The sequence below is a fragment of the Winogradskyella sp. genome, assembly GCF_016744625.1.
Classification (GTDB): Bacteria; Bacteroidota; Bacteroidia; order Flavobacteriales; family Flavobacteriaceae; genus Winogradskyella.
In genome coordinates this window covers 1-23,847 of sequence record NZ_JADGDZ010000032.1, presented here as the reverse complement: position 1 = coordinate 23,847, position 23,847 = coordinate 1, and the positions used below count along the sequence as shown (strand labels likewise).

The following is a 23,847-nucleotide window of genomic DNA, read 5'->3' as shown; positions in this document are numbered from 1 at the left end:
CAACGTTATGAAATCTTTATATAAAATATTAACCGTTAGCACACTACTTATCTTTTTAGGATGCGGAAATTCAGAAAAAGTAGAGGAAAGTGATAGTGTACAAAATGATAATCGCGTCAAAATTTCTAAAGCCCAGTTTAATCATAATAACATGGCATTTAGTATTATAGAAGAAAAGGTATTTCCGACTGGCATTAAAGTCAATGGAATAATCGATGTTCCTCCAGAAAACAAAGCTGTTGTTAGTTCGATTACTGGAGGTTATATAAAAACGATTCCTTTATTGGTTGGTGATATTGTAAAGAAAGGGCAAAAAGTTGTAACAATAGAAAGCCCAGAATTTGTACAGATGCAACAAGAATATTTGGAAATAAAGGAGCAGCAAAATTATTTAAAATCTGAATTTGAACGCCAAAAAACAATGTTTAATGAAAATATTGTTTCTAAAAAAGTGTACTTAAAAGCAGAAAGTCAATACAACACTGCAAACGCTAAATACAGAGGTCTTAAAAAGCAACTCGCAATGTTAAACATTAGTTCGTCAAGGGTTGAAGAAGGTGTTTTTACATCTGTAGTTAACCTTTATTCTCCTATTAGTGGTAGTATAACCAAAGTTAACGCTTCTAAAGGTATGTATGTTTCTTCATCGACTTCAATACTAGAGATTATTGATAATAGTCATGTTCATATTGAATTATCCGTTTTCGAAAAAGACATTATGACTATTAAAAAGGATCAAAAAATTGTATTTAATATACCTGAGTCCTCTGATAAAAATTTTGAAGCTTCTGTGTATTTAGTTGGTACATCGATACAAGAAAATAGAACCATAATCGTACATGCACATCCTAAAGATGAGACACAAAAATTCTTAACTGGTATGTTCGTAAAGGCAGAAATTATTACAGATTCAAAAACAGTAATGGCATTACCTGAAAACACCATCGTAGAATCAGATAGTGTTTTTTATATACTAGTTTTAGATGAAGAAATCAACGACAACTATTATTTTAATCAATTAAAAGTTCAAACAGGAAATACAACAAATGGTTATACTGAAATAATTGATAATAATTTATTAGACTCTACAGATAAAGTAATTATTAAAGGTGCTTTCAGTTTAATTGGTAATGATTAAAAAATTAATTCGATAAGAGGAAATTCTTATCCTAAACCAACATCTAAAGTCATCATTACAATAAATCCACCTATAAAACCTAAAGTGGCTATATCTGTATATTTATCGCGTTGTGTCTCAGGTATAACTTCTTCTACCACAACAAATATCATAGCGCCTGCTGCAAATGCTAAAGCATAAGGCAGTATTGGTGTAAAGAAAGTCACTGCTAAAGCACCAACTACTGCAGCTACTGGTTCTACAATTGCAGATAATTGACCAAACCAAAAACTTTTAAATTTGCTAATACCATGGCGTCGCAATGGCATTGAAACTGCCAAGCCTTCTGGGAAATTCTGAATCCCAATTCCTAATGCCAGTGCTACTGCTCCACCAATTGTTGCTTCAGGAATACCAGCGGCAACTCCACCAAATAAAACGCCAACCGCTAATCCTTCTGGGATATTATGTAATGTAATAGCCAAAACTAATAGTGTCGTTCTTCTCCAAGGAGTTTTTACACCTTCTTTTTCATCTTCTTTAAAATTAATGTGTAGGTGAGGTAGAATTTTATCTAAACCAAAAAGAAACAAAGCGCCAAGAGCAAAACCAATCGCAGCAGGAATAACCTTTTCAAAACCTTCACCAGGACTCATTTCTATACCTGGAGCCAATAAACTCCAAAAACTCGCAGCAACCATCACTCCACCTGTAAAGCCAAGCATTCCGTCTAAAAGTGCGCGATTCATTCCTTTGAAAAAGAAAACTAACGAAGCACCAGCTGCTGTTACAATCCAAGTAAATAAAGACGCATAAAGTGCTCCTAAAACTGGATCTATAGATTCGAAATATTGGATAATACTTTCCATACAATTAATTTGTTTTTACGTATAAATTATTAGAAACGGCTTTTGATATATTAAGCTTAGTCTTGTTAATCAAAATTGTCATAGACTCATCAAACGATTCTTTGGCTATAACTTTTAAATGAGAACCTAAAGCGATTTGATGCTTGTCTAAATATTTTAAAAAATCAGCAGATGAATCGTTAACACCAACACAAATGCAATCTTCATTTAAACTTACTTTTGATAAGACAATCTTATCTGTTTTTTTAATATTTCCTTCCTTATCTGGTATTGGGTCACCATGAGGATCGTGAGTAGGAAATTCTAAAAAAGCATCTAATTCGTTAATGAGTTTTGGAGATTTAATATGTTCTAATTGCTCAGCAACATCATGGACCTCATCCCAACTAAAGTTAAGTTCATTTACTAAAAACACTTCCCAAAGGCGATGCTTTCTAATTACAGAAGCAGCACTAAATCGTCCTTGATCAGTTAAATTAACTCCTTGATATTTTTTATAAATAACAAGGTTTTTGTCTGCTAATTTTTTAATCATATCTGTAACAGAAGAGGCTTTAGTTTCCATTTTTTTAGCAATAGCATTAGTACTTACAGAGTCGCCTAAGTGTCGCTCTAAATGAAAAATTGCCTTTAAATAATTCTCTTCCGAAAACGTATTCATGATTCTTTAAACTTTATACAAATATAGTTTTATTTTAGTAATGTAAATAAATTTTTAGACTAGACTAAAAATTTATTTACCTTTGCTTCAAAAATTATTAATGATTTACAGGATAATTCTTATTATACTCGCTAGCATTCAAATTTCAAATGCACAAGAAACATATTCTATTTCTGGTAAAATAACAGCGGAAGGTCAACTACTCCCATTTGCTACTGTATATTTAGAAACAACACCTTTAGGTACCGCAAGTAACTCGGAAGGAAATTATAAGTTAGATGGCATAGACTCTAGTACTTACACTATTGTGGTGTCCATGACTGGCTATATAACACAACGAAAAAAAATAAATATAAAAGCCAATACAGTACTTAATTTTGATTTAAAAACTGAATTATTAGACGAAGTAGTAGTCACAGGTACACGAACTTTTAAACGCAAAACCAATTCAGCTGTAATCGTAAATATTTTAAACAGTAAAAATCTAAATAGCCTACAAGCATGCAACTTATCTGAAGGCTTAAAATTTCAACCAGGATTGCGCGTGGAAACAGATTGCCAAACCTGTAATTATACACAACTGCGAATTAATGGACTTGGAGGAGGCTATTCTCAGATACTCATAAATGGTCGTCCAATTTTTAGCCCTTTAACAGGTCTTTATGGCTTAGAGCAAATCCCAACAAACATGATTGAGCGTATAGAAACTATTCGTGGTGGAGGATCTTCTCTATATGGTTCTAGTGCTATTGGTGGAGTTGTAAATGTGATTACAAAAGTTCCACAAACAGATAATTATGATATCAATTATACCTATCAAAGCATCAATGGTGGCGCAGATGACCATATAATTTCTGGAAATGCCACAGTAGTTTCTGAGTCAAAAAAAACAGGAATTTCTCTTTTTATAAATAATCGTAATCGCGATTTATATGATCATAATGACGATAATTATTCAGAATTAACAACACTAAAGAATAATTCTTTTGGTGCCAATTTCTTTGTCCTTCCAACAGAAAATCAAAAGTTAGAAGTTAATTTCAGTAAGCTTAATGAATATCGTTATGGAGGTGAAATGGTAGATAGTCCTGCATATTTAACACAGCAATCAGAAGAACGTACTCACGATGTATTATTAGGTAGTTTAGACTATCAAATTAATTTTAATAATGATAATAGCTCTATCATCACTTATTTTGCTGGCCAACAAACAGATAGAGATCATTATACTGGTATTTTTCCTGATGAGGATATTGATATTCAAAACCACATTACAAACCCTCCTTATGGAACTTCAAAAACAGTAACGCTACAAGGTGGATTTCAGTTTAATCATCGTTTAAATGATTTCCTTAATGGCAGTAATGTATTAACTTTTGGTTCTGAATATTTAGTCGATGATGTTGTAGATACTATTGAATCTTACAATTACAAAATAGACCAAACCACAAAGAATTTAGGTGCGTTTTTTCAAAGTGATTGGGAAATAACATCAAAATTGAATTTATTATCTGGCTTTAGAGTTGACAATAATAATCTGGTTGATAACCCAATTATAAGTCCACGTTTCTCACTTTTATATAAATCTGAATCTAATATTCAGCTTCGTGCAACTTGGAGTACTGGTTTTAGAGCTCCTCAAGCCTTTGATACAGATTTGCACATAGCATTTGCCGGAGGTGGTGTTTCTCGTGTTTCATTAGACGACGATTTAATTGAAGAGCGTTCTAATAGTTTTAGTGCCTCTATTAATTATGATAAGTCTTCAGAAAATTTTATTGCAGGTTTTACTTTAGAAGGGTTTTACACAAGACTTAAAGATGTTTTTTACCTAAACCCAATTGGTGAAGATAATTTTGGGCAACTATTTGAAAAACAAAATGGTGATGCGGCAGTAGTAAAAGGCATAACATTAGAGGCTAGAGCAAACTATAAAAAGAAAGTACAACTTGAGGCTGGTTTTACTATACAGACTAGTGAATTTGAAACAGCTGTAGAAACCATTGAAGGCTTAAGTCCAAAGAATGAATTTCTAAGAACTCCTAACCAATATGGTTTTGCAACATTAAGCATCATGCCAAATGAAAAATTTAACACCAATCTAAACTACGTTTACACTGGCGATATGCTTTTAGCACATTTTGAAGGCGCACCAGAACAAACAGTAAATGAGTATAAAACAACTCCTACATTTCATGAATTTAGCTGGCGAAGTAGTTATTTATTTGAACTAGATAATTTAAATACTGGATTAGAAATATTTGGTGGTATTAAGAACATCTTTAATTCGTATCAAAATGATTTTGATACTGGTAAAAATAGAGATAGTAATTACGTTTATGGACCAGGAATGCCAAGAACCTTCTTTATTGGGTTAAGGGTTAAATCGCTGTAAGCAATTATTTAAACCCACGCTCTTTCTGAATATGCTCATAAGCTTCTTGGACTTGTCTAAATTTAGCTTCTGCTCCTTCTTGATGCTCTTTACCTAAATGCCCAACTCTGTCTGGATGATATTTCTTAGCCATACGTCTGTATGCCTTTTTAACTTCACTATCTGGAGCTGCTTTAGTGATTTCTAATATTTTATACGCATTGTCAGTGGTATTATAAAACATTGCTTTAATGCTCTCATAATCTTTATTACTAATGCCTAAATAACCAGACATGGTGTAGATTTGCCTTAATTCGTCTTCTGTAACTAATCCATCTGCTTTTGCTATACCAAACAAAAAGTGAAGTAACTGCAAACGTGATGCATGATCCATCATTTGTTTAATTTGCTTGCAAACCTGTCTTGTAGATATATTTTGTTTAGTAATGCGCTTAAACAAATCAAAAGCATGATTAGCTCTCTGCTTACCATACATATTTGTAAACTGCTGACGTACAAAATCGAGCTCACGCTGATCTTGTTTACCATCTGCTTTTATAATTATTGAAGCTAATATCAATAAACTCACTTCAAAATCACCAGATTGAGTCTGTGGTCGCTGTTGTTTTCGCTGTGTTGGTCTTTGACGATAAGGATCTTGTCTTCGTCTTCCCGTTTGTTTTTCTCCTAGTAAAGGTGTTCCATTACCTGCTAAGTTATCAACAAAACTTCCTATCGCTAAACCAATAATTGCACCTATTGGTCCTCCAAAAGACCATCCTATCGCTCCTCCTACCCATTTTGCAAAACTCATGTGTTTAATTTATTTTAATTCATTTCAAATATACTATTTGTTAGTAGATAAAATTGTGTTTTTGTTACTATTCAAAACCAAAATAGTAGCATTCAAACTGCTAACTGAAGACTGAAGGCTGCCTGCTATTTTTAGTTATCTTTGCAATTCAATTTAGATTAATTAAAACATAAAAATATGTATCCAGCAGAATTAGTAAAACCAATGCGTGAGGATTTAACCAACGTTGGTTTTGAAGAATTACATACAACAGAAGCTGTAGATAATGCTATTGCAAAAGAAGGAACGACTTTAGTGGTTGTAAATTCAGTTTGTGGATGTGCAGCAGCAAATGCTAGACCAGGAGCTCGTATGAGTTTACAAAATGCGAAACGACCAACAAATATAGTAACTGTTTTTGCAGGTGTAGATAAAGAAGCTGTTGATGCTGCAAGAGCACACATGATTCCTTTTCCTCCAAGTTCGCCATGTATGGCCTTATTTAAGAACGGAGAATTAGTACACATGTTAGAGCGTCACCATATTGAAGGTCGTCCTGCAGAACTAATTTCAGAAAATCTTATGGATGCTTATAATGAGCATTGTTAAGAATTTTTGAAATATTAAAAATTTAAACCACGATTTTCATCGTGGTTTTTTAATTTTATGCCATGCAAAAAATATTAGCATACCCATTAACTGCCCTTTATTATATATGTTTTGGTTTAACTTTAGTTGTTTTTCATCCAATAGAATGGTTGTGCAACAATGTTCTAGGTTACCAAGCGCTTAAAAAAAGTGTAGATGCATTACAATTTTTTATAATGCGTAGTCTTAATGTTTTAGGCACACGTTTTACATTTAACAATCCACATAATATTCCTACCAATCGACCTTTAATCATAGTATCCAATCATCAGAGTATGTACGACATTTCACCAATTATGTGGTACATGCGTAAGCATCATGTTAAATTTGTTGCTAAACAAGAACTAGGAAAAGGCATTCCGAGTGTATCTTATAATTTACGTCATGGAGGTTCAGTTTTAATCGATCGAAAAAATCCACGCCAAGCGTTGCCTGCTATGATGAAATTCGGTGAATATATTGAATCTACTAATCGTGCAGCTGTTATTTTTCCAGAAGGCACAAGAAGTAAAGATGGTACACCTAAGCCTTTTAAAACTAAAGGACTCGAAATTTTAATGAAAAAAATACCTTCTGCATTAATTGTCCCTGTAACTGTTAACAATTCTTGGAAGATGTTGAGGTATGGGAAATTTCCGATGGGAATAGGAAATCATATTAAATTTACTGTACATAAGCCCATAGAAATTGCTAACTTTACAGATAAGACCGAACTAGTTCAGCAAGTTGAAAAAACAATTGTAGAGTCTATTCAGAATTAACCATCATAACACCATCAAGATGTCGTTAAAAAATATAAGGTTAGAAGTTATGCAGCATCTTGAAAAAGATGTAGAATCTCTTATCGAAAAATACTTAATTCCTGTCGAAAATATTTGGCAGCCTACAGATTTCTTACCAGATTCAACAAAAGATTCTTTTTATGAAGAGGTTAGAGAAATTAGAGAACTCTCTAAAGAATTGCCTTATGATTTTTGGGTGGTTTTAGTTGGTGATATGATTACCGAAGAGGCTTTACCTAGTTATGAATCTTGGCTTATGGATGTTGAAGGGATTGACCAAGTAGAACGTAATGGGTGGTCTAAGTGGATACGACAATGGACAGGTGAAGAAAACCGTCATGGAGATGTGCTTAATAAATACTTATATCTTTCTGGGCGTGTAAACATGAAAGAAATTGAAAAGACAACTCAATATCTAATTAATGATGGTTTTGATATTGGAACAGATAGAGATCCTTATAAGAACTTTGTTTACACTAGTTTTCAAGAATTAGCAACTTATGTATCACATAATCGTGTAGCAAAAATTGCTAAGGAAAAAGGAAACAAAAAATTAGCAAAAATGTGTAAAATCATTGCAGGTGATGAGATGCGTCACCACCATGCTTATTCAGATTTTGTAGAACGTATTTTCACTGTAGACCCAAATCAAATGATGATGGCTTTTCACCATATGATGAAACGAAAAATTGCCATGCCTGCACATTTCTTAAGAGAATCTGGTGACAAAATTGGAACAGCTTTCGAAGAGTTTTCTAACACAGCACAGCGTATTGGTGTTTATACATCTAATGATTATGTAGATATTCTTCAAAAATTAATTGACCGTTGGGACATTGGTAATGTATCTGGTTTAAATGAAGAGGCAGAGAAAGCAAGAGATTATTTAATGAAATTGCCTCCTCGAATGTATCGTTTATCTGAACGTATTAAAATACCTGAAAACTCATTTCAATTTAAATGGGTAGATCCTGCATAAATAAATTATGGAAACAATTGATATTATTAAAGCTACCATAGCTTTTGTAAAATCTGAACTTATAGACGCAGAAGGCGGACATGATTGGTTTCATATAGAGCGTGTTTACAAAAACACTTTACTAATTGCTAAACACGAACCTGTTGATTTAACAGTGGTCTCTTTAGCTGCATTACTTCACGATATTGCCGATCCTAAATTTCATAATGGAGATGAAACTATTGGTCCAAGAATAGCTAGCGAGTTTCTTTTAAAACATAATGTGGATAGTGAAATTATAGAACATGTAACTCAGATTATTGAAAACATGTCTTTTAAAAACTCATTTGATTTAAATCCATATTTCACATCTAAAGAAATGGAAGTAGTACAAGATGCGGACCGACTAGATGCTATTGGAGCTATTGGTATTGCTCGCTGTTTTAATTATGGAGGTTTTAAAGATAGAGCGCTCTACAATCCTGAAATTGTACCAAATCTAAATATGTCTAAAGCAGAATACAAAGCTGCTAAAGCTCCAACCATCAATCATTTTTACGAAAAGCTGTTATTACTGAAAGACAAAATGAATACTAAAACAGGGAGGCGAATTGCCTTAGAAAGGCATAAATATATGGAAGGCTTTCTTAAACAGTTTTATTCTGAATGGGAAGGAAATAAATAAAAAAGGGTGACTTTGAAATAATTTCAAAATCACCCTTTTTAGAAGTGTCTATTCAAATTATTGTCTGTAAGTATACGCTACAGAAAAAATACTTGTTTCAGTTTCTTCTTGACCTTGAAAGTTTTCATAATACTCAATACCAGTAACCGTTCCAGATACAGGGTAACTTACAGAATTATAAACGTAATCTGCACTCACATTATATACTGTTTCACCATCTTCATCTTTATAAACTATACCAGTGATATTGTTTAATGGAAATAATAATCTTGCTTGCACAGCTTGATTGCTTGAAGCATTACTCATAGTTAAATATAAATCAACATCATCTAAAACAGAGATTACTCCTGCTGCATCTAATGTATAGAAATATGGATTTGGATTAGCGTCGTAAGTAATTTCAGCTGTGTATTCAAGTTCCACCTCTACATCATTCATATAATCGTATTCATATTCTATGAATGTTATCTTTTTTGGGTTACCGTTACTATCGTATTCAGTAACTTCTCCAGTTTCAAAAGCATTATACGGAGATTCGTATAATTCTTCTATATCTAAATTATCTCCTTGACCGCTAATATTAGTTAGTGCGTTATTGTTATAAACAAAAATGCTACTTTCAATACCATCAGTAATGCTAGATACTCTATTGTTAGCATCATAATTAACAGTAATCGTAGTGTTCTCATCAGAATCTTGAGCAGATATAACGTCGATAGTTTCTATATATCTTGCTACAGCATCAGGATTTGCATCATCAAACTCATCTGAAGTAGAGTCGTTACAACCTATTAAAATAACTAGTAAAAGAAAGATAAAAGAGAAAGATTTTAATTTCATAATATTAAATTGATTTAATTGAGGCACAAATATAATTCGTAATAAGAAATAACCAAACACTTAACTGTATAATTGTAAGAAATTTACTGACATAAAAACAATTTATATTTTAGTTTTTTGTTTAAAATAGTTTCATTTGCCCAACTTTATATTGCTCATGCAGTTCTGTATTTAACTTTGGCATTCTTTTGTCTTTAAAATATTTGAGTCTTGCCAACTTCACTAAATCATTTATTTGTTTTGCTATTTGCCCTTCGCCTCGCATTCTAACTCCATATCTACTTTCATTAAGCGTGCCTCCGTGGCAATTCTCAATTTGATGTAGCACTTTATCTGCACGATCTGGTAGTGTTTTCTTTATCCAATCTGTGAAAATTTCGCCAATCGCTCCGTTTAATCTTACTATGGTATGCGCAATACTTAAAGCACCTGCTTCTGAAACTGCTTTTGCCATTGGTAAAATCTCATGGCTATTTATTGATGGTATTATTGGTGCCAACATTACATTAACAGGAATACCATTATCGCTTAATTCTTTTACAACTTGGAGTCGTCTTTTTATAGTTGCTGTTCTTGGCTCTAGAATGCGCCTTGTATCTTCTGACAATGAGGTTATAGAAACATTTACACTAATAAGATTATTTTCCGCTAACTGTTTTAAAATATCTATATCTCTTAGTATTAATACGTTTTTGGTAATGATTGCTGTTGGATGCTTATACTTTAAAAACATCTCTAAACATTGTCGTGTAAGCTCAAATTTTTTCTCTGCTGGTTGGTAACAATCTGTATTGCCAGACATTACTATGGTATGTGCTTTCCAGCTTTTCTTCTTTAGTAAATCTTCTAAAAGTTTTGGCGCATCTTTTTTTACTAAAATGCGTCGCTCAAAATCTAAACCAGCACTGTAGCCCCAAAATTCGTGACTATTACGTGCATAACAATAAATACAACCGTGTTCGCAGCCTTGATACATATTCATAGAATACGCCATACCTACATCTGGACTCTTCACTTTATTGACTATCGTTTTAGGAAATACATTAAGGTATTGCGTTTTGTTTTTGTCTGCAACTTCACCTTCTTTTTGGCAGAATTCTAGGAAATCATCTCGCATTTCGTAAGACAATTCAAAAAAACGGTTGTGGACATTTTGTTGGGCACCACGTCCCTTAATGATAGATTTAGAGCTCATAAATGGATAATTAAAAAAGTAGGACTTTAAAATTAGGCTTTAATTATTCTAAATGTTGTTAATAATGCGTTTGGTTATTCACAACTTTTGTGGGAATAGTTGTGTTATTTTTTGAAACATTTTATCTAACGTCAATTGTATACCAAATTATGCATTTAAGTAACTAATTTGGTCATCATACACGAATCTTAGAAAAAACCTATAAAAGCAATTAATTACATCCAACTTATTGCAAACTGACTTTTATGCTACTTGTTCTATTCGACAATTTTCACATTCTGGATGAGCACTAACAAAATCTGCTATTGAGTTTTTAATATGTTCAAATGAATCTCCGTAAAAATACAATCCAGTTTCTGTGTTGCCTTGCCAATACCGAAGAGTACTGTCTTTAATTCCAGCTAGTCTTCTTATTTCGATTGCTAAAACTTCAGAGTCAGAGCTTTTATAAACTTCATCTGACAGATTAATTCCGTCTAAATAAATTCCTAAACCTTCCTTTTCTCCAAACTCAATTTCTTGTTCTGTTTTCTCTATTATTAGTTTTGAGCCTTTTGGTGCTCCGAGTTCTTGTAATTTCTCAATGATTGCTTTTATTTGACCATCATTAACTTCATCAGAATTTAACTGAATTTCAACATCACAGTATTCCAGTTCTCCAGATTTCAATTGCATAGTTCCGCCACCAGTTACTTCTCCAATTCCATTCATTTGAAGAAATTCGTCTAATGGGTCTTCATAAATTTCTCCTCTATCAATTGGCATTACTTTATCATTCAATGTTGCAATAATAAAATTCCCTGAATATACTTCTTCTCCGGTTTTCTTTATACCGAAAAGTTTTTTAATGAAGTTCATATATTTGTTTAGTTTGTTTACAACTAACTATTTCCCAGGAAAGTCAGCCTTACGCTTTTCTAAAAATGCAGTGGTTCCTTCAGTAAAATCTTCAGTGCCAAAGCATTTTCCAAATTGCTTAATCTCTACTTTGTAACCATCTTTTCCGTCTTTGTAATTGGCATTAATTGCTTTTATAGCTTTACCAATAGCAACTGAAGAATTACGCATAATCTTACTTGCAATTTTTTCGCAAAGTGGTATTAATTCTTCTTGCTCAACTACGTGGTTTACTAAACCATAACTTAAAGCTTGGTTGGCATCTATCATACCTGCAGTCATTACCATTTCCATGGCTCTACCCTTACCAACTAATTGTGGTAAACGTTGTGTACCACCATAACCAGGAATAACTCCAAGTGATGTTTCTGGTAATCCCATTTTTGCATTAGTACTAGCTGCTCTAAAATGGCAAGCCATTGCTAATTCTAAACCTCCTCCAAGTGCAAATCCATTAACCGCTGCAATAACTGGTGTTTTTAAATTTTCAACAAAATCAAACAATAAGGCTTGACCTTGAGCCGCTAATTTCCCGCCTTCATTCACATTAAAATCTGCAAACTCACTAATGTCTGCACCAGCAACAAATGCTTTTTCTCCACTACCAGTAATGATAATAACTTTGGTGTCACTATCTTTATTGGCGTCATCAAATGCATCGTGCAATTCTTGGATAGTGTCTTTATTTAAAGCATTTAATTTCTTTGGTCTGTTAATGGTAATCGTTGTGATTCCGTTTGAATATTCTGATAGTATGTTTTCGTAGTTCATTAAATATTTATTTTATAAAAATATGAATTGTAACAAAACTGTCACATTGAGCGTAGTCGAAATGTTTTTTTGTTCTGAAGTTTCTCAACTATGCTCTAAATGATAGAGAAGACTTCTTTTGTTTATTCCTTCGGAAAAGCAACTGTAAATGTTGTCCCTTTTCCTTGTTGAGATGTAAAGGTAATACTTCCATTATAAGTTTCTACAATGTTTTTTACCATCGCTAAACCCAATCCCATTCCGCTAGTTTTAGTGGTAAATTTAGGCTCAAAGACTTTAGCCTTATTTTCCTCAGAAATACCAGAACCATTATCTTCTACAGTTATTTTAACCGTATCATCTTTACTAAAAACTCGAACTTCAATTTTTGGGTTTTCAGAATCTTCTGGTATTGCTTGAATACCATTTTTTACTAAGTTAGTTACAACTCTAATGAGCTGAGTTCTGTCTAACTTAGCAATGATTTCTTCTTCATCTGGATAGAAGGTAATATAGTGTTCATTAAAAATATCTAATGCTAACTTAACGATATGCACAACATTCAAAACTTCGCTCTTTTGAGCTGGCATCTTCGCGAAATTTGAAAATGCAGAAGCTATAGAACTCATTGTATCGATTTGCTGAATCAACGTATTACTATATTCTTCAACCTTTTGATGAATATTCTCATCTTCTGGATTAAACTTACGCTGAAAACTCTGAACGCTTAAACGCATTGGTGTCAAAGGATTTTTAATTTCGTGTGCTACTTGCTTCGCCATTTCTCGCCAAGCTTGCTCGCGCTCACTGGTCGCCAACTTTACAGCACTATCCTCTAATTCGTCAATCATGCTATTATACGAATTCACAAGGGTTTCTATTTCGTCACTAGAGGATTCAATTTCAATTTTTTTATTACGCTTTTCAAGTCTAATTTCATTCATTTTATCACTAATTGTTTTTAGTGATTTGGTGATGTATTTTGAAATGAAGTAAGCAAACACAATAGCAGCTAAAATCATTGCCAAATAGGCATAACCCAAACGCAATAAAAACTCATTAAGCTCCTTATTTAAAAAATCATCATTCTCTAAATATGGCAAATTCAAAATCGCTAGATTCTTAAACTTTTCATCCGTTATGTAAGTGTATGATGATTGAAATGTTTGTCCGTTTTCTTCGTTTTTAACTACATATCTATGCTCTAACGTATTAGACAGTGCGTTAAGAATTTCGGCATTTAAACAGTGTTCTGTTGTATCTCTTTGAATGATTCGTTTAGAACTCTTTAGCAATTGCCCTTCTAAATCGTAAAGGTTGATTTGCAAATTATGAATAGCATCAATATCAAATATTTTCTCTTTAAAAATTAGAGGAATATTTTCAGTGGTTACAGGATATGTTGTTTCTTTAAGTGCAAAATTTATACTGCGACGAATCGCTTTTTCTTTTCGTTCTAATCTTTCTTTGTGATAATCTTTTGCTTCCTCGTTATATTGATAAATAGTAACTGCAGCGATTAAAATTGAGGCCAATAATACTAATAGTATCATGGCCACAAATATTCTTGCTCTTAAGGATAGTCTTTTAATTTTCATCGAAATGCCCGAGAAATCGGGAATCTTTTAGTTCTATATAACAAGTTCTAAATATAGCAATAATCAAGCCAACTAGGCGTCTGGGTTTTTAGAGCGAATATTTTTATAAAGTTTAAAGCCCAACATAATAAGAATACCTAATACAATGATGCCAATAACTCCAAAAATCCAATTAATAGAACTCTTTAATATAACGAGAAAGACTACGGCAAAAAGAATAAACGTCGCACCTTCATTCCAGATACGCATAAAACTTGATGTCATTTTTACCTCATCTTTTTGAAGTTGTTTGAAATAGATATGTGTTTTATAATGATAAATAAATAGAAGTAATACAAAAGCTAATTTAACAAGCATCCAAGATTGTTGAAACCAACTTGGCATTAAAACCATTAACCAAATAGCAAATAGAGTAGCCAAAATTGCAGAAGGCCAAGTAATAATAAACCATAAGCGTTTTGCCATCAACTTTAATTGCTTTCCTAAAATCTCTTTTTCTGGAGATGGTTTATGAAAGGCTTCAATTTGATACACAAACAATCGTGGAATATAAAACAAGCCAGCAAACCATGTAATTACAAATATTAGGTGCAGTGATTTTATGTAGTTGTAGTATTCCATTAATCTTCAATAAATAAATAATTCAACTGCTTTTCATTAAAAGTAGTATTAAACGCTTTTACTTCATCATTCAAAATCGTATTAAAGGCATCTAATTGTTTTTTTATTTGTCCAGATAATTCATTCTTCACAGCAATATCTTGTTCTGTTGGTGCAAAATCTCCCATACTTACTAAGGAATTTAAATGCCCTAATTTATTCGTCAATTTAATCGGAAAGTTTAATGGATCCTGTCCACTTCTATTTTGAGTTTGATATAATTCTTTTTCAATATTAGACAATTGCTCTTCTAAGGCTTTAGCTTTTTCCACCAACTCCTTTACGTTATCATCCTCCTTGTATTGCTTTTGAAATGCTTCCAATTGTTTATTCACTGCTCTTATTTTCTTTATGGATTTATGTGCATCATCCATAGTTTTATTCACATCTTTTATAAAGTCGAATTGTTTTTGCATATCCGCTAAAGTACTTTCTGCTCTTGGGTCTGCTACAATAGTAAAAGGTTGTGATTGCTCTTCGCCGTTTACATTTAAACTTACTTTGTAAGTTCCAGGAATTGCTTTTGGTCCATTTAGATTTGCCCACCACAAAATCATGCCAGGTAAACGTTCTGCACCTTTATAAGACATGCTCCAAATATATTTGTTTGTGCCTTCTTCTACCTTTAAGGTATTTTCTTTTTTGTTTTTGGTGCTTACCGATTTTATGGTATCACCTTTCTGAGTCATATAAGTAAGTTGAACCTCGTCTTTTTCATTATAATTCTTAATATTGAAATACGTAATCACACCATTAGGGTGGTTAGTTCCTGAGGTTTTACTTCCTGCTCTACTTCCTCCTCGCATTCTATACGTGTCTTTTGGCTTGAAGAGTACATTTTGACTTAATTTGGCATTATATAATTGATGAATTAATGTTAAATCATCAATCATCCAAAGACTTCTGCCTTGAGTAGCTACAATTAAGTTATTGTCTTTAATTGTTAAATCTGTGATCGGTACAATTGGTAAATTCAATTGGAATGGCCTCCAGTCTTTACCATCATTAAATGAAATATACATGCCTGTTTCTGTACCAGCATACAATAAGCCTTTTCGTTTTGGATCTTCACGAACTACTCTTGTAAAATGCTCTTCGTTAATGCCGTTTGTGATTTTTGTCCAACTCTTTCCATAGTTGGTTGTTTTATATAAATACGGCGCAAAATCTCCTGTTTTATATTTTGTACCAGCAACATAACAAGTGCCTTCATCAAATGCGCTTGGCTCAATACTATTAATCATCATCCATTCTGGCATCCCTTTAGGAGTAACATCTGTCCAAGTCTTACCACCATCTTTAGTAACATTAATTAAACCATCATCACTACCAACCCAAAGTAAGCCTTCTTTTAATGGTGATTCTTGAGCCGCGAAAATGGTACAGTAATATTCAACTGATGTATTATCTTGAGTGATTGGTCCACCTGAGGATTTTAATTTTTCAGGATCATTGCGTGTTAAATCCGGACTAATTATGTCCCAAGATTGGCCTTCATTTTCGGTAACGTGTACATGTTGTGAAAAGGTATATAATCGATTTGGATTATGTTTTGAAAAAATAATAGGGAAATTCCACTGAAAACGATATTTCATACCTTCTGCACCATGCCCCATAGGATTGTCTGGCCAAACGTTTATTGCTCTAACAGTTCCTGTCTTGTGATTTCTTCTCGTTAAAAATCCATCATAACTGCCACCATACACAATGTCGTTATCTTCTGGATCTACTGCTATATGTGCAGATTCACCACCTGCTGTGCCTTCCCAATCATCTTCTGTAATAGCTCTTCCATTTGTTCTGTGCGGAATTCTAATCGTAGAATTATCTTGTTGAGCCACATAAATACGATACGGAAACGCGTTATCTGTTGTTACTCTGTAAAATTGAGATGTTGGTTGATTATGATACGTACTCCAAGTTTCACCTCCATCGTAAGTGACTTGTGCTCCTCCATCATCACCAATAATCATACGTTTTGGGTTTTCTGGTGCAATCCATAAATCGTGATGATCACCATGAGGTGCATTATATGTATTGAAGGTTTTTCCGCCATCTGTACTTTTATGGTAACGTACATTTAATACATAAACCGTATTTACATCTTCTGTATCCGCATATAATCTTGTGTAATACCAAGCACGTTGGCGCAGTTTTCGTTCACTATTGACTTGATTCCAAGTTTCACCTCCATCGTCACTTCTATATAAGCCGCCTTTATCTTTATTTTCAATAATTGACCAAACACGTTGGTTATTCAAAGGAGACACAGTAACTCCGATAATTCCCAAAGTCCCTTCTGGAAATCCCTTGTTCGTTGAAATTTCTATCCAAGTTTCTCCACTATCAGTACTTTTCCAAAGAGCAGAACCTTCACCACCGGAATTTAAACTGTATGGAGTTCTATTAATTCGCCAAGTTGATGCATATAATATTCTTGGATTAGTTGGATCCATAATTAAATCTACAACGCCTGCGTGTTCGTTAGAAAACAACGTTTTCCTCCAGGTGTTTCCTCCGTCTGTACTTTTATAAACACCACGTTCTTGGGTTGGTTTATAAATATTCCCTAAAACTCCTGCATAAACTATATTATGATTGGTTGGATGCACTGCAATACGTGGTACATGTCTTGAGTTTTTTAAACCTGAGGACTTCCATGTTTTACCAGCATCTTCACTTTTCCAAATACCATATCCTGAAGATACATTTCCTCTTACTGTTTTTTCTCCTCCACCAACATACATAACATTAGGGTCACTTTTAGAAACTGATATAGCACCTATACTTCCACCAAAAAAACCATCAGAAATGTTTTCCCATTGTCGACCTCCATTAGTCGTTTTCCAAATACCACCTCCTGTAGAACCAAAATAATAAAGGTTTGGTTGATTTGGTACTCCTGTAACAGCAGCACTTCTTCCACCTCTAAAAGGTCCAAGAAGTCGATACTCTAAAGCATCGTAATCGGATTCTTGAAAGTTTTGTGATTGAATATTTGTACTAAAAAACGCAAGTAGGAAGACTGCGAAAATGGTTGGAAATCTCATATTGAAAAGCGGTTAGTTATTCAAATTTAAAATTACGGATTATCCTCTAAATAAATTAGAAATTCAATTTATTAAGCTGTTGTTTCTGCAGTTGCCCATGCGTTAATCCATTTTGTTAGTAAAGCAACCCATTCGTCATCATCATTTAAGCATGGAATTGTTGTAAATTCTTTTCCTCCTACTTCGTGAAAAATCTCTTCACCCTCCATAGCAATTTCCTCTAAAGTCTCCAAACAATCACTTACAAAAGCAGGAGTTACAATAGCCATCTTTTCTAAACCATCTTTTCCAAAACGTTCAATAGTTCTATCTGTATAAGGTCTTAACCAAGGGTCGAATCCTAATCGAGATTGAAAGCTTGTCGAAAAAGTACCTTCTTCTAAATTAAGTTTTTCACCTACTAAACGTGTAACTTCCAAACACTGATGTCTATAACAAAACTCGTGTGCTTTAGATTCAGTTGCACAACAGTTTCCATCAATTTTACAGTGCGATTTTGTAATATCTCTTTTTCTAATATGACGCTCTGGAACACCATGATATGAAAACAACAAATGTTCGTAATCAACACCTTCAAGATGTTTTGCTACACTATTAGAAAGTACTTCTATATAATCTGGTTTGTTATAAAATGCTTTTAAATCTGAAATCTTTAAATTAGGAAAATGTGCTTTTCTAACCTCCTCTGCCAAAACTAAAATGGTTTCTGTTGTTGCCATTGCAAACTGAGGATACAACGGAATTAAAAACACCTCATCAACACCTTTATCTACCAATTCTTGTAGTCCTTTTTTAATGGTCATACTACCATAACGCATAGCCAAAGCCACAGGGAAATCAACTTGTTTCTGAATCTTATTCTGAAGTCTTTCTGAAATCACTATCAATGGGGAACCTTCTTCCCACCAGATTTTTTGGTAAGCAGCTGCCGATTGTTTTGGACGTGTATTTAAGATAACACCTTTTACAAGTGCTGTCCTAGCTGCAAGCGGAATATCAATAACACGCTCGTCCATTAAAAATTCTCCCAAATACTTTTTTACATCCTTTGGAGTTGGACTATCTGGTGAACCTAGATTAACTAATAAAATTCCTTTTGACATCGTTTTCTTTTTCAAGAGCAAAAATACAACTCTATACGCAATTGCTTACAATTCCATTTATTGCTTTTATTTGTAAAAACTCATTTTGATTTTTTTCTATTTATATCATCAAATATTTTTCAATTTTATTGGTTATTATATTAACAAGCATCGTCTATTCTATCTGTCTTTTATCGACTTTTAATGATTGTATATGGCTGTTTCACGTATTTAAATATCTTTACAAGTCTTGATTATAATTTTTTATGAAAAAAATCACTTCGTTATTTCTTATTTTATTTTCAGTGGTTTGTTACTCGCAACAAAAATACCAGAGTTTACTTTGGGAAATTACAGGAAATGGACTTGAAAAACCATCGTATCTCTATGGTACTATGCACGTGAGTAAAAAAGTGGCATTCCGACTAGATGATGTGTTTTATAAAGCCTTAAATGAAAGCGATTGTATTGCTTTAGAGTCTGACCCAACAACGTGGCCTGGCTTTAATTATGATATGATGCTCGGTGAAATGGCCTATTATAATAACTATAGAAGTGAATTTTATACCAACCTTTTTAAGTTAACTCACCCAGAAGAAATGGCGATAAGAGCTTCTGTGAGGATGGATAATAATGCGGTTAATGCATATTTATACAGAAAAAATAGTCAGTCCGATAATTTTGAAGAAGAAACCTATCTAGACATGTTTATCTTTCAGGCTGGGAAGAAAAACAATAAAGATATCTATGGTCTAGAGGATTTAGCAGAATCGCGATATTTAACAACTAAAGCGGCTTATAATGCTAACAAAAAGGATTTAGATCCATGGATACAGAAACTATACGCTAAAGAGAATCCCTACCTCATTCAAGAAAACTTATATCGAGACAGAAATTTAGATTTATTAGATTCTATTGGTGCTGGTGTAAATACAGAATTTTATCGCGAGAACATGCTTTATATCCGAAATGAAAATATGGTGATTTCTCTAGAAGAACTTATGCCAACTAAATCTGTATTTGCTGGAGTTGGTGCAGCACATTTACCTGGAGACAAAGGTATGATTAATATGCTCCGTCAAAGAGGTTATACTGTAAAATCATTAACATCAGAACAATCGGATTACAGTAAAACTGAAAAAACGAAACTCGATAGTCTCTTTGTGGCTCCAGAACTTAAAATGCATTACACACCAGATGGTTTTTTAGGTTTAAATACTTACGATGAATTACGCGAATTCTCTTATGCTGGGCAAAAGTATTATTTAGATCCAGATATGACGAATGGTGCCTATTTAACTGTGAATAGAATCAGTCGTTTTTTGTATTTACCAAACGAAAAAGATAATATTACCTTAAAAGATATTGACGATTTATTATACGAAGATATTCCTGGTGATATTATTAAAAAAGAAGAGTTAACACAGTCTTATCCTGGTATAAGCATCGTCAATAAAACAAAGAAAGGTGAATTTCAGAAGTATCATATATATCAGACTCCTTTAGAAATTATCATTATGAAATTTGCTGGTCGTAGTGATTTTATTTTGCACCATCAAGAGAAAATATTTAGCTCAATTGCATTAAAGACTCCTTCAGAATCAAATCAATTATTTGTATCGCCAAGTCAAAAATTTCAAGTTGATTTTCCTGAATATTATATCACTAGTAACATGAATAATAGTGGTAAAAAGCTATTAGAAGGTTATAAAAATAATTCGTATTATTTTCTAGAGGAAGCTGCACTTCATGATGTGTCTTATATTGAAGAAGATAGTTTTGAAGCTAAATATTTTCATCATGCATTATATAAAAACTATAAACTTACTGAGGCTAAAGGCGGCTTCAAAACAGGTGATTATAAGACCTATGAATCACAAGCTGTTTTAGATTCAACGTCGAATAAAAACTTACATCTAAAAACGATTGTTAAAGACGGAAGCTATTATCTATTGGGTTATGTTGGCACAAATGACGCTGATAAAACAGATTTCTTCAAGTCCTTTAAATTCAACAAAACAGATTATAAAAAATTTGAAAAAGTAATAGATACGTCTTTACATTTCTCAGTAAAAACTAATGCTAAAGCTCCGATTCCAAATCCTTATGGCTATGGTTACAACGATAGCAAAGACGATAAAGATTACGAAGAGAAATCAAAAGAAACGGTATATTCAACGAAAGCGAATGAACAAATAACAGTCTCTAGACGAAAATTTCACGATTTACAGATGTATCATAACGTGGATAGCTTGTGGAAAGACTTAGACGATAAAGTGAATTATAGCAATCGCTATTATAAACCTAATAAAAAATTCAAGATTTCTAATCGCTCAACATCTAAAGTTGACGACATTTATTCTTATCGTTTTAGTTACACAGATTCGGCAAGTGTTAAACAAGTCTTGGTGAAAAACATTTTAAAAGAAGGTGTCCTTTTTGAGTTGAAGACCTTAGTAGATTCTATAAGTGGTCCTTCTTCTTTTGTAACCGAATTTTACGACTCATTTACTCCAATCGATACCTTAATGGGTAAAAGTGTTTTAAAGGATAAAACCAGACAATTCTTTGAAGCACTCAGAGAAAATGACAGCATTGTTTTAGAGTCTTATAATCTCATTAAATTTAAAAAATACAACAGTAGAGATATTGTATCTGTACTCAAGGATTTTGAATTTAAAAAAGAACGCTTAGATATTAAATCTCATCTCGTTGATAAGCTTATTGAAATAGATTTAAAGAATAACTTACCATTTATAAAACAATTGTATTACGATAGTTATTCAGATCCGCAAACCCAAGCTTCTATATTAGATGGTTTATTAGATTCTAATACAAAAGACAATTATAAGTTAGCATTAGAGCTTATGGAGCGCGATTTACCTTTAAACAGCATTGGTAGTATTTTTTATAATTACTATGGTAAAGACTCTTTACAATTAAAAGCTACATTGTTTCCTAAAATACTACAATACAGTACCATAAGCGAATACAAACAACCACTTTATAATTTATTAGCTAAAGTAAAATACAGTGGGTATATTAAATTAAAACGTTATTCTAAGTATAAGAATCAATTGATTAATGATGCTAAAATTGAAGTGAAGCGAAATTTAGGTAACACTAATAATTATGGCTACAGTTCGTATTCTAATGATTTATCGACTTATGTGAAACTTATTTATCCATATAGAAGTGAACGTACAGCACAAGATTTCTTTGAAAAATTATTGAATGTTGATGACAAGAATGCCTTAGTAAAGTATTATGTACTATTGACAAAAAACAAAGAAACCATTCCTAAAAAATTAAAAGAAAAAATACTCGATGATGATGAAAATCAATATTTGCTCTTAGAAGAATTAGATAAAGCTAAACTTTTAAGTAAGGTGAAATCTCTTAACATCAATCAGCAACAATTTGCAAAATCTAAACTCTTATCTGACGCACGATACGAAAAAGAAAAAGACTCAATAAACTTTCTTTTAAAACGCAATTTTGTTACTGACAAAGGCAAGGATGCTGTGATGTATTTCTTTAAAATTGAAAAGGATGATGAATATTCTGGTAAAATAGAAACACTACATTATATCTCTTTTATAAAACCTAAAGACAAAAAGCAATTGGTTGTGAATTATTACAACAAATCTCAAAATTATGGCACTCCAGTTGATAAAACCAAAGAGTTAGAAGAGCAATATACTGAGATTATAAATTTAGCTATTTATAAAGACCGAAAACGTGTGACGCCAAGTGCTCGTGGTGGGCTTTATGATTATTAACTTGAAGCAGTAATATACTTCTTAGGTGTAGTCCCAAATTTCTTTTTAAAAGCTGCTATAAAATGGCTAGATGTACTGTAACCCACTTTTAGTCCAACTTCATTAACATTATAATCACCAGATTCTAAGAGTTTACGTGCAACTTCCATTTTATAATCAAATAAAAAACTATATACAGTATCTCCATAAATTTGTTTAAAGCCTTCTTTTAGTTTTTTAAGACTTAAACCAATAGTATCTGCTAACTCTTGTAAACTTGGTGGTTCAGCCATATTAGCAATAATAATGTCTTTTGCTTTTTTGAGTTTTGCTACATTTTCCTCATCCACTAAAAATGGACATTGTTCTATATCAGCATCTTCGCTTCTATTAAAAAACAAACTCAATAATTCGTAAGCTTTCCCTTTAAAGTATAAGGGTTTAATAGAACTGTTTAAGCTAAAATTTATGACTTGGTTTAGAACAACAGCCATTGATGGCGAAATTATTCCATCTTTATAGTACTTCTTATTTCTATTATCGTCCGTTAAAAAAGTAACATAATTGGCATCATCTGAAAATAACCCATGAAATTTATTTATTGAAATCACGAGAGACACTAACCAAGAATGTGGTTGCATTTCTAAATGAATTGGTAAATCGCGTTGTGGATTATAAAGTAAAAGCGATGTGTCTTCATTAATATTTAAAGTATAAGTACCTTGATTGAACACAAAAGCTGATGATCCCTTAGTACAAAAATGAAACTGAATATAGCTGCTATCAATCTTACGTTCAAGAATTTCGATAGTGTCATTTTCGTTTTTATGAGCTAGCACAAAAAAGCCATCTTCAATAAAAGTTTCATCAAAAGTACCTGTAGCGACACTTTCTGAGTTCGATTTTTCTAAATTCATTTCATCCTTATTTAGATTCGTTCTAAACAAAAGTACAAAAAACCCTTGTTATTGCTGTAAAAATATGACATAAATCATATTTTATTAAAAAATAAGTTTAAAAAACCACAAACGATACTTTAAGTTCCTCTAGCGTTACTTTTATGTGACCAACAAAATTATTTTTGCTTCGCAGTAATCTCTGTCAGGTAAACGAGCGAATGCAACAAC

General features: G+C 32.6%; 19 protein-coding genes. 7 read left to right on the top strand and 12 right to left on the bottom strand.

Annotated features, from left to right (window positions below; all coding sequences use genetic code 11):
- Positions 1 to 7: 7 nt before the first annotated feature.
- Complete coding sequence (locus QZZ53_RS08655; RefSeq protein WP_296383632.1) at positions 8 to 1,138, top strand: efflux RND transporter periplasmic adaptor subunit; 1,131 nt, start codon at positions 8 to 10, stop codon at positions 1,136 to 1,138.
- A gap of 26 nt (positions 1,139 to 1,164) precedes the next feature.
- On the opposite strand, the gene QZZ53_RS08650 is transcribed toward QZZ53_RS08655, so the two are convergent.
- Both QZZ53_RS08650 and QZZ53_RS08645 read right to left on the bottom strand, forming a co-directional pair.
- Positions 1,165 to 1,986, bottom strand: a complete 822-nt coding sequence (locus QZZ53_RS08650) for a ZIP family metal transporter (protein ID WP_296383630.1) — start codon at positions 1,984 to 1,986, stop codon at positions 1,165 to 1,167.
- Between the two features lie 4 nt (positions 1,987 to 1,990).
- Positions 1,991 to 2,647 carry a metal-dependent transcriptional regulator gene (locus tag QZZ53_RS08645; protein ID WP_296383628.1) on the bottom strand — a complete coding sequence of 219 codons (657 nt, stop codon included), beginning with the start codon at positions 2,645 to 2,647 and terminating at the stop codon, positions 1,991 to 1,993.
- Positions 2,648 to 2,747: 100 nt separating this feature from the next.
- Here QZZ53_RS08645 and QZZ53_RS08640 point away from each other — a divergent pair, with 100 nt between their 5' ends.
- Positions 2,748 to 5,042, top strand: coding sequence for a TonB-dependent receptor (locus QZZ53_RS08640; protein ID WP_296383626.1), 2,295 nt, complete (start codon positions 2,748 to 2,750; stop codon positions 5,040 to 5,042).
- A gap of 4 nt (positions 5,043 to 5,046) precedes the next feature.
- Here QZZ53_RS08640 and QZZ53_RS08635 read toward each other — a convergent pair whose 3' ends face one another.
- Positions 5,047 to 5,835: a TerB family tellurite resistance protein gene (locus QZZ53_RS08635; RefSeq protein WP_296383625.1), complete on the bottom strand. Its 789-nt coding sequence runs from the start codon at positions 5,833 to 5,835 to the stop codon at positions 5,047 to 5,049.
- A 177-nt stretch (positions 5,836 to 6,012) separates the two neighbouring features.
- Here QZZ53_RS08635 and QZZ53_RS08630 point away from each other — a divergent pair, with 177 nt between their 5' ends.
- The 4 genes from QZZ53_RS08630 (at position 6,013) to QZZ53_RS08615 (ending at position 8,887) form a co-directional block, all read left to right on the top strand.
- A complete protein-coding gene (locus QZZ53_RS08630) occupies positions 6,013 to 6,423 on the top strand; it encodes a BrxA/BrxB family bacilliredoxin (RefSeq protein WP_296383622.1) in 411 nt (136 codons plus the stop codon).
- 62 nt (positions 6,424 to 6,485) lie between these two features.
- A complete protein-coding gene (locus QZZ53_RS08625; RefSeq protein ID WP_296383619.1) occupies positions 6,486 to 7,223 on the top strand; it encodes a lysophospholipid acyltransferase family protein in 738 nt (245 codons plus the stop codon).
- A gap of 19 nt (positions 7,224 to 7,242) precedes the next feature.
- Positions 7,243 to 8,223, top strand: a complete 981-nt coding sequence (locus QZZ53_RS08620) for an acyl-ACP desaturase (protein ID WP_296383615.1) — start codon at positions 7,243 to 7,245, stop codon at positions 8,221 to 8,223.
- A gap of 7 nt (positions 8,224 to 8,230) precedes the next feature.
- Positions 8,231 to 8,887 carry an HD domain-containing protein gene (locus QZZ53_RS08615; protein ID WP_296383613.1) on the top strand — a complete coding sequence of 219 codons (657 nt, stop codon included), beginning with the start codon at positions 8,231 to 8,233 and terminating at the stop codon, positions 8,885 to 8,887.
- A gap of 57 nt (positions 8,888 to 8,944) precedes the next feature.
- Here the strand turns inward: QZZ53_RS08615 and QZZ53_RS08610 are convergent, their stop codons facing one another.
- The 8 genes from QZZ53_RS08610 to hemH form a co-directional block, all read right to left on the bottom strand.
- Positions 8,945 to 9,727, bottom strand: coding sequence for a hypothetical protein (locus tag QZZ53_RS08610; protein ID WP_296383609.1), 783 nt, complete (start codon positions 9,725 to 9,727; stop codon positions 8,945 to 8,947).
- A gap of 121 nt (positions 9,728 to 9,848) precedes the next feature.
- Positions 9,849 to 10,922: a PA0069 family radical SAM protein gene (locus tag QZZ53_RS08605; RefSeq protein ID WP_296383607.1), complete on the bottom strand. Its 1,074-nt coding sequence runs from the start codon at positions 10,920 to 10,922 to the stop codon at positions 9,849 to 9,851.
- Positions 10,923 to 11,165: 243 nt separating this feature from the next.
- Positions 11,166 to 11,780 (bottom strand): hypothetical protein, encoded by a 615-nt coding sequence (locus tag QZZ53_RS08600; protein ID WP_296383604.1) that lies wholly within the window; start codon positions 11,778 to 11,780, stop codon positions 11,166 to 11,168.
- A gap of 27 nt (positions 11,781 to 11,807) precedes the next feature.
- A complete protein-coding gene (locus tag QZZ53_RS08595; RefSeq protein WP_296383602.1) occupies positions 11,808 to 12,590 on the bottom strand; it encodes an enoyl-CoA hydratase-related protein in 783 nt (260 codons plus the stop codon).
- 122 nt (positions 12,591 to 12,712) lie between these two features.
- On the bottom strand, positions 12,713 to 14,122 hold the full coding sequence (locus QZZ53_RS08590) for a HAMP domain-containing sensor histidine kinase (protein ID WP_296383600.1): 1,410 nt from the start codon (positions 14,120 to 14,122) through the stop codon (positions 12,713 to 12,715).
- A gap of 117 nt (positions 14,123 to 14,239) precedes the next feature.
- Complete coding sequence (locus QZZ53_RS08585) at positions 14,240 to 14,788, bottom strand: CopD family protein (RefSeq protein WP_296383598.1); 549 nt, start codon at positions 14,786 to 14,788, stop codon at positions 14,240 to 14,242.
- The gene (locus QZZ53_RS08580) at positions 14,788 to 17,877 is read right to left on the bottom strand and encodes a glycosyl hydrolase (protein ID WP_296383596.1); all 3,090 of its coding nucleotides are present in this window, start codon (positions 17,875 to 17,877) and stop codon (positions 14,788 to 14,790) included. The genes QZZ53_RS08585 and QZZ53_RS08580 overlap by 1 nt, the downstream gene beginning before the upstream one ends.
- 71 nt (positions 17,878 to 17,948) lie before the next feature.
- Positions 17,949 to 18,980 (bottom strand): ferrochelatase, encoded by a 1,032-nt coding sequence (hemH, locus tag QZZ53_RS08575; RefSeq protein WP_296383594.1) that lies wholly within the window; start codon positions 18,978 to 18,980, stop codon positions 17,949 to 17,951.
- A gap of 245 nt (positions 18,981 to 19,225) precedes the next feature.
- On the opposite strand from hemH, the gene QZZ53_RS08570 reads away from it, so the two are divergent.
- Positions 19,226 to 22,741 carry a TraB/GumN family protein gene (locus QZZ53_RS08570; protein ID WP_296383593.1) on the top strand — a complete coding sequence of 1,172 codons (3,516 nt, stop codon included), beginning with the start codon at positions 19,226 to 19,228 and terminating at the stop codon, positions 22,739 to 22,741.
- Here QZZ53_RS08570 and QZZ53_RS08565 read toward each other — a convergent pair.
- Complete coding sequence (locus tag QZZ53_RS08565; RefSeq protein ID WP_296383590.1) at positions 22,738 to 23,637, bottom strand: AraC family transcriptional regulator; 900 nt, start codon at positions 23,635 to 23,637, stop codon at positions 22,738 to 22,740. The genes QZZ53_RS08570 and QZZ53_RS08565 overlap by 4 nt on opposite strands.
- Between the last annotated feature and the right edge of the window lie 210 nt (positions 23,638 to 23,847).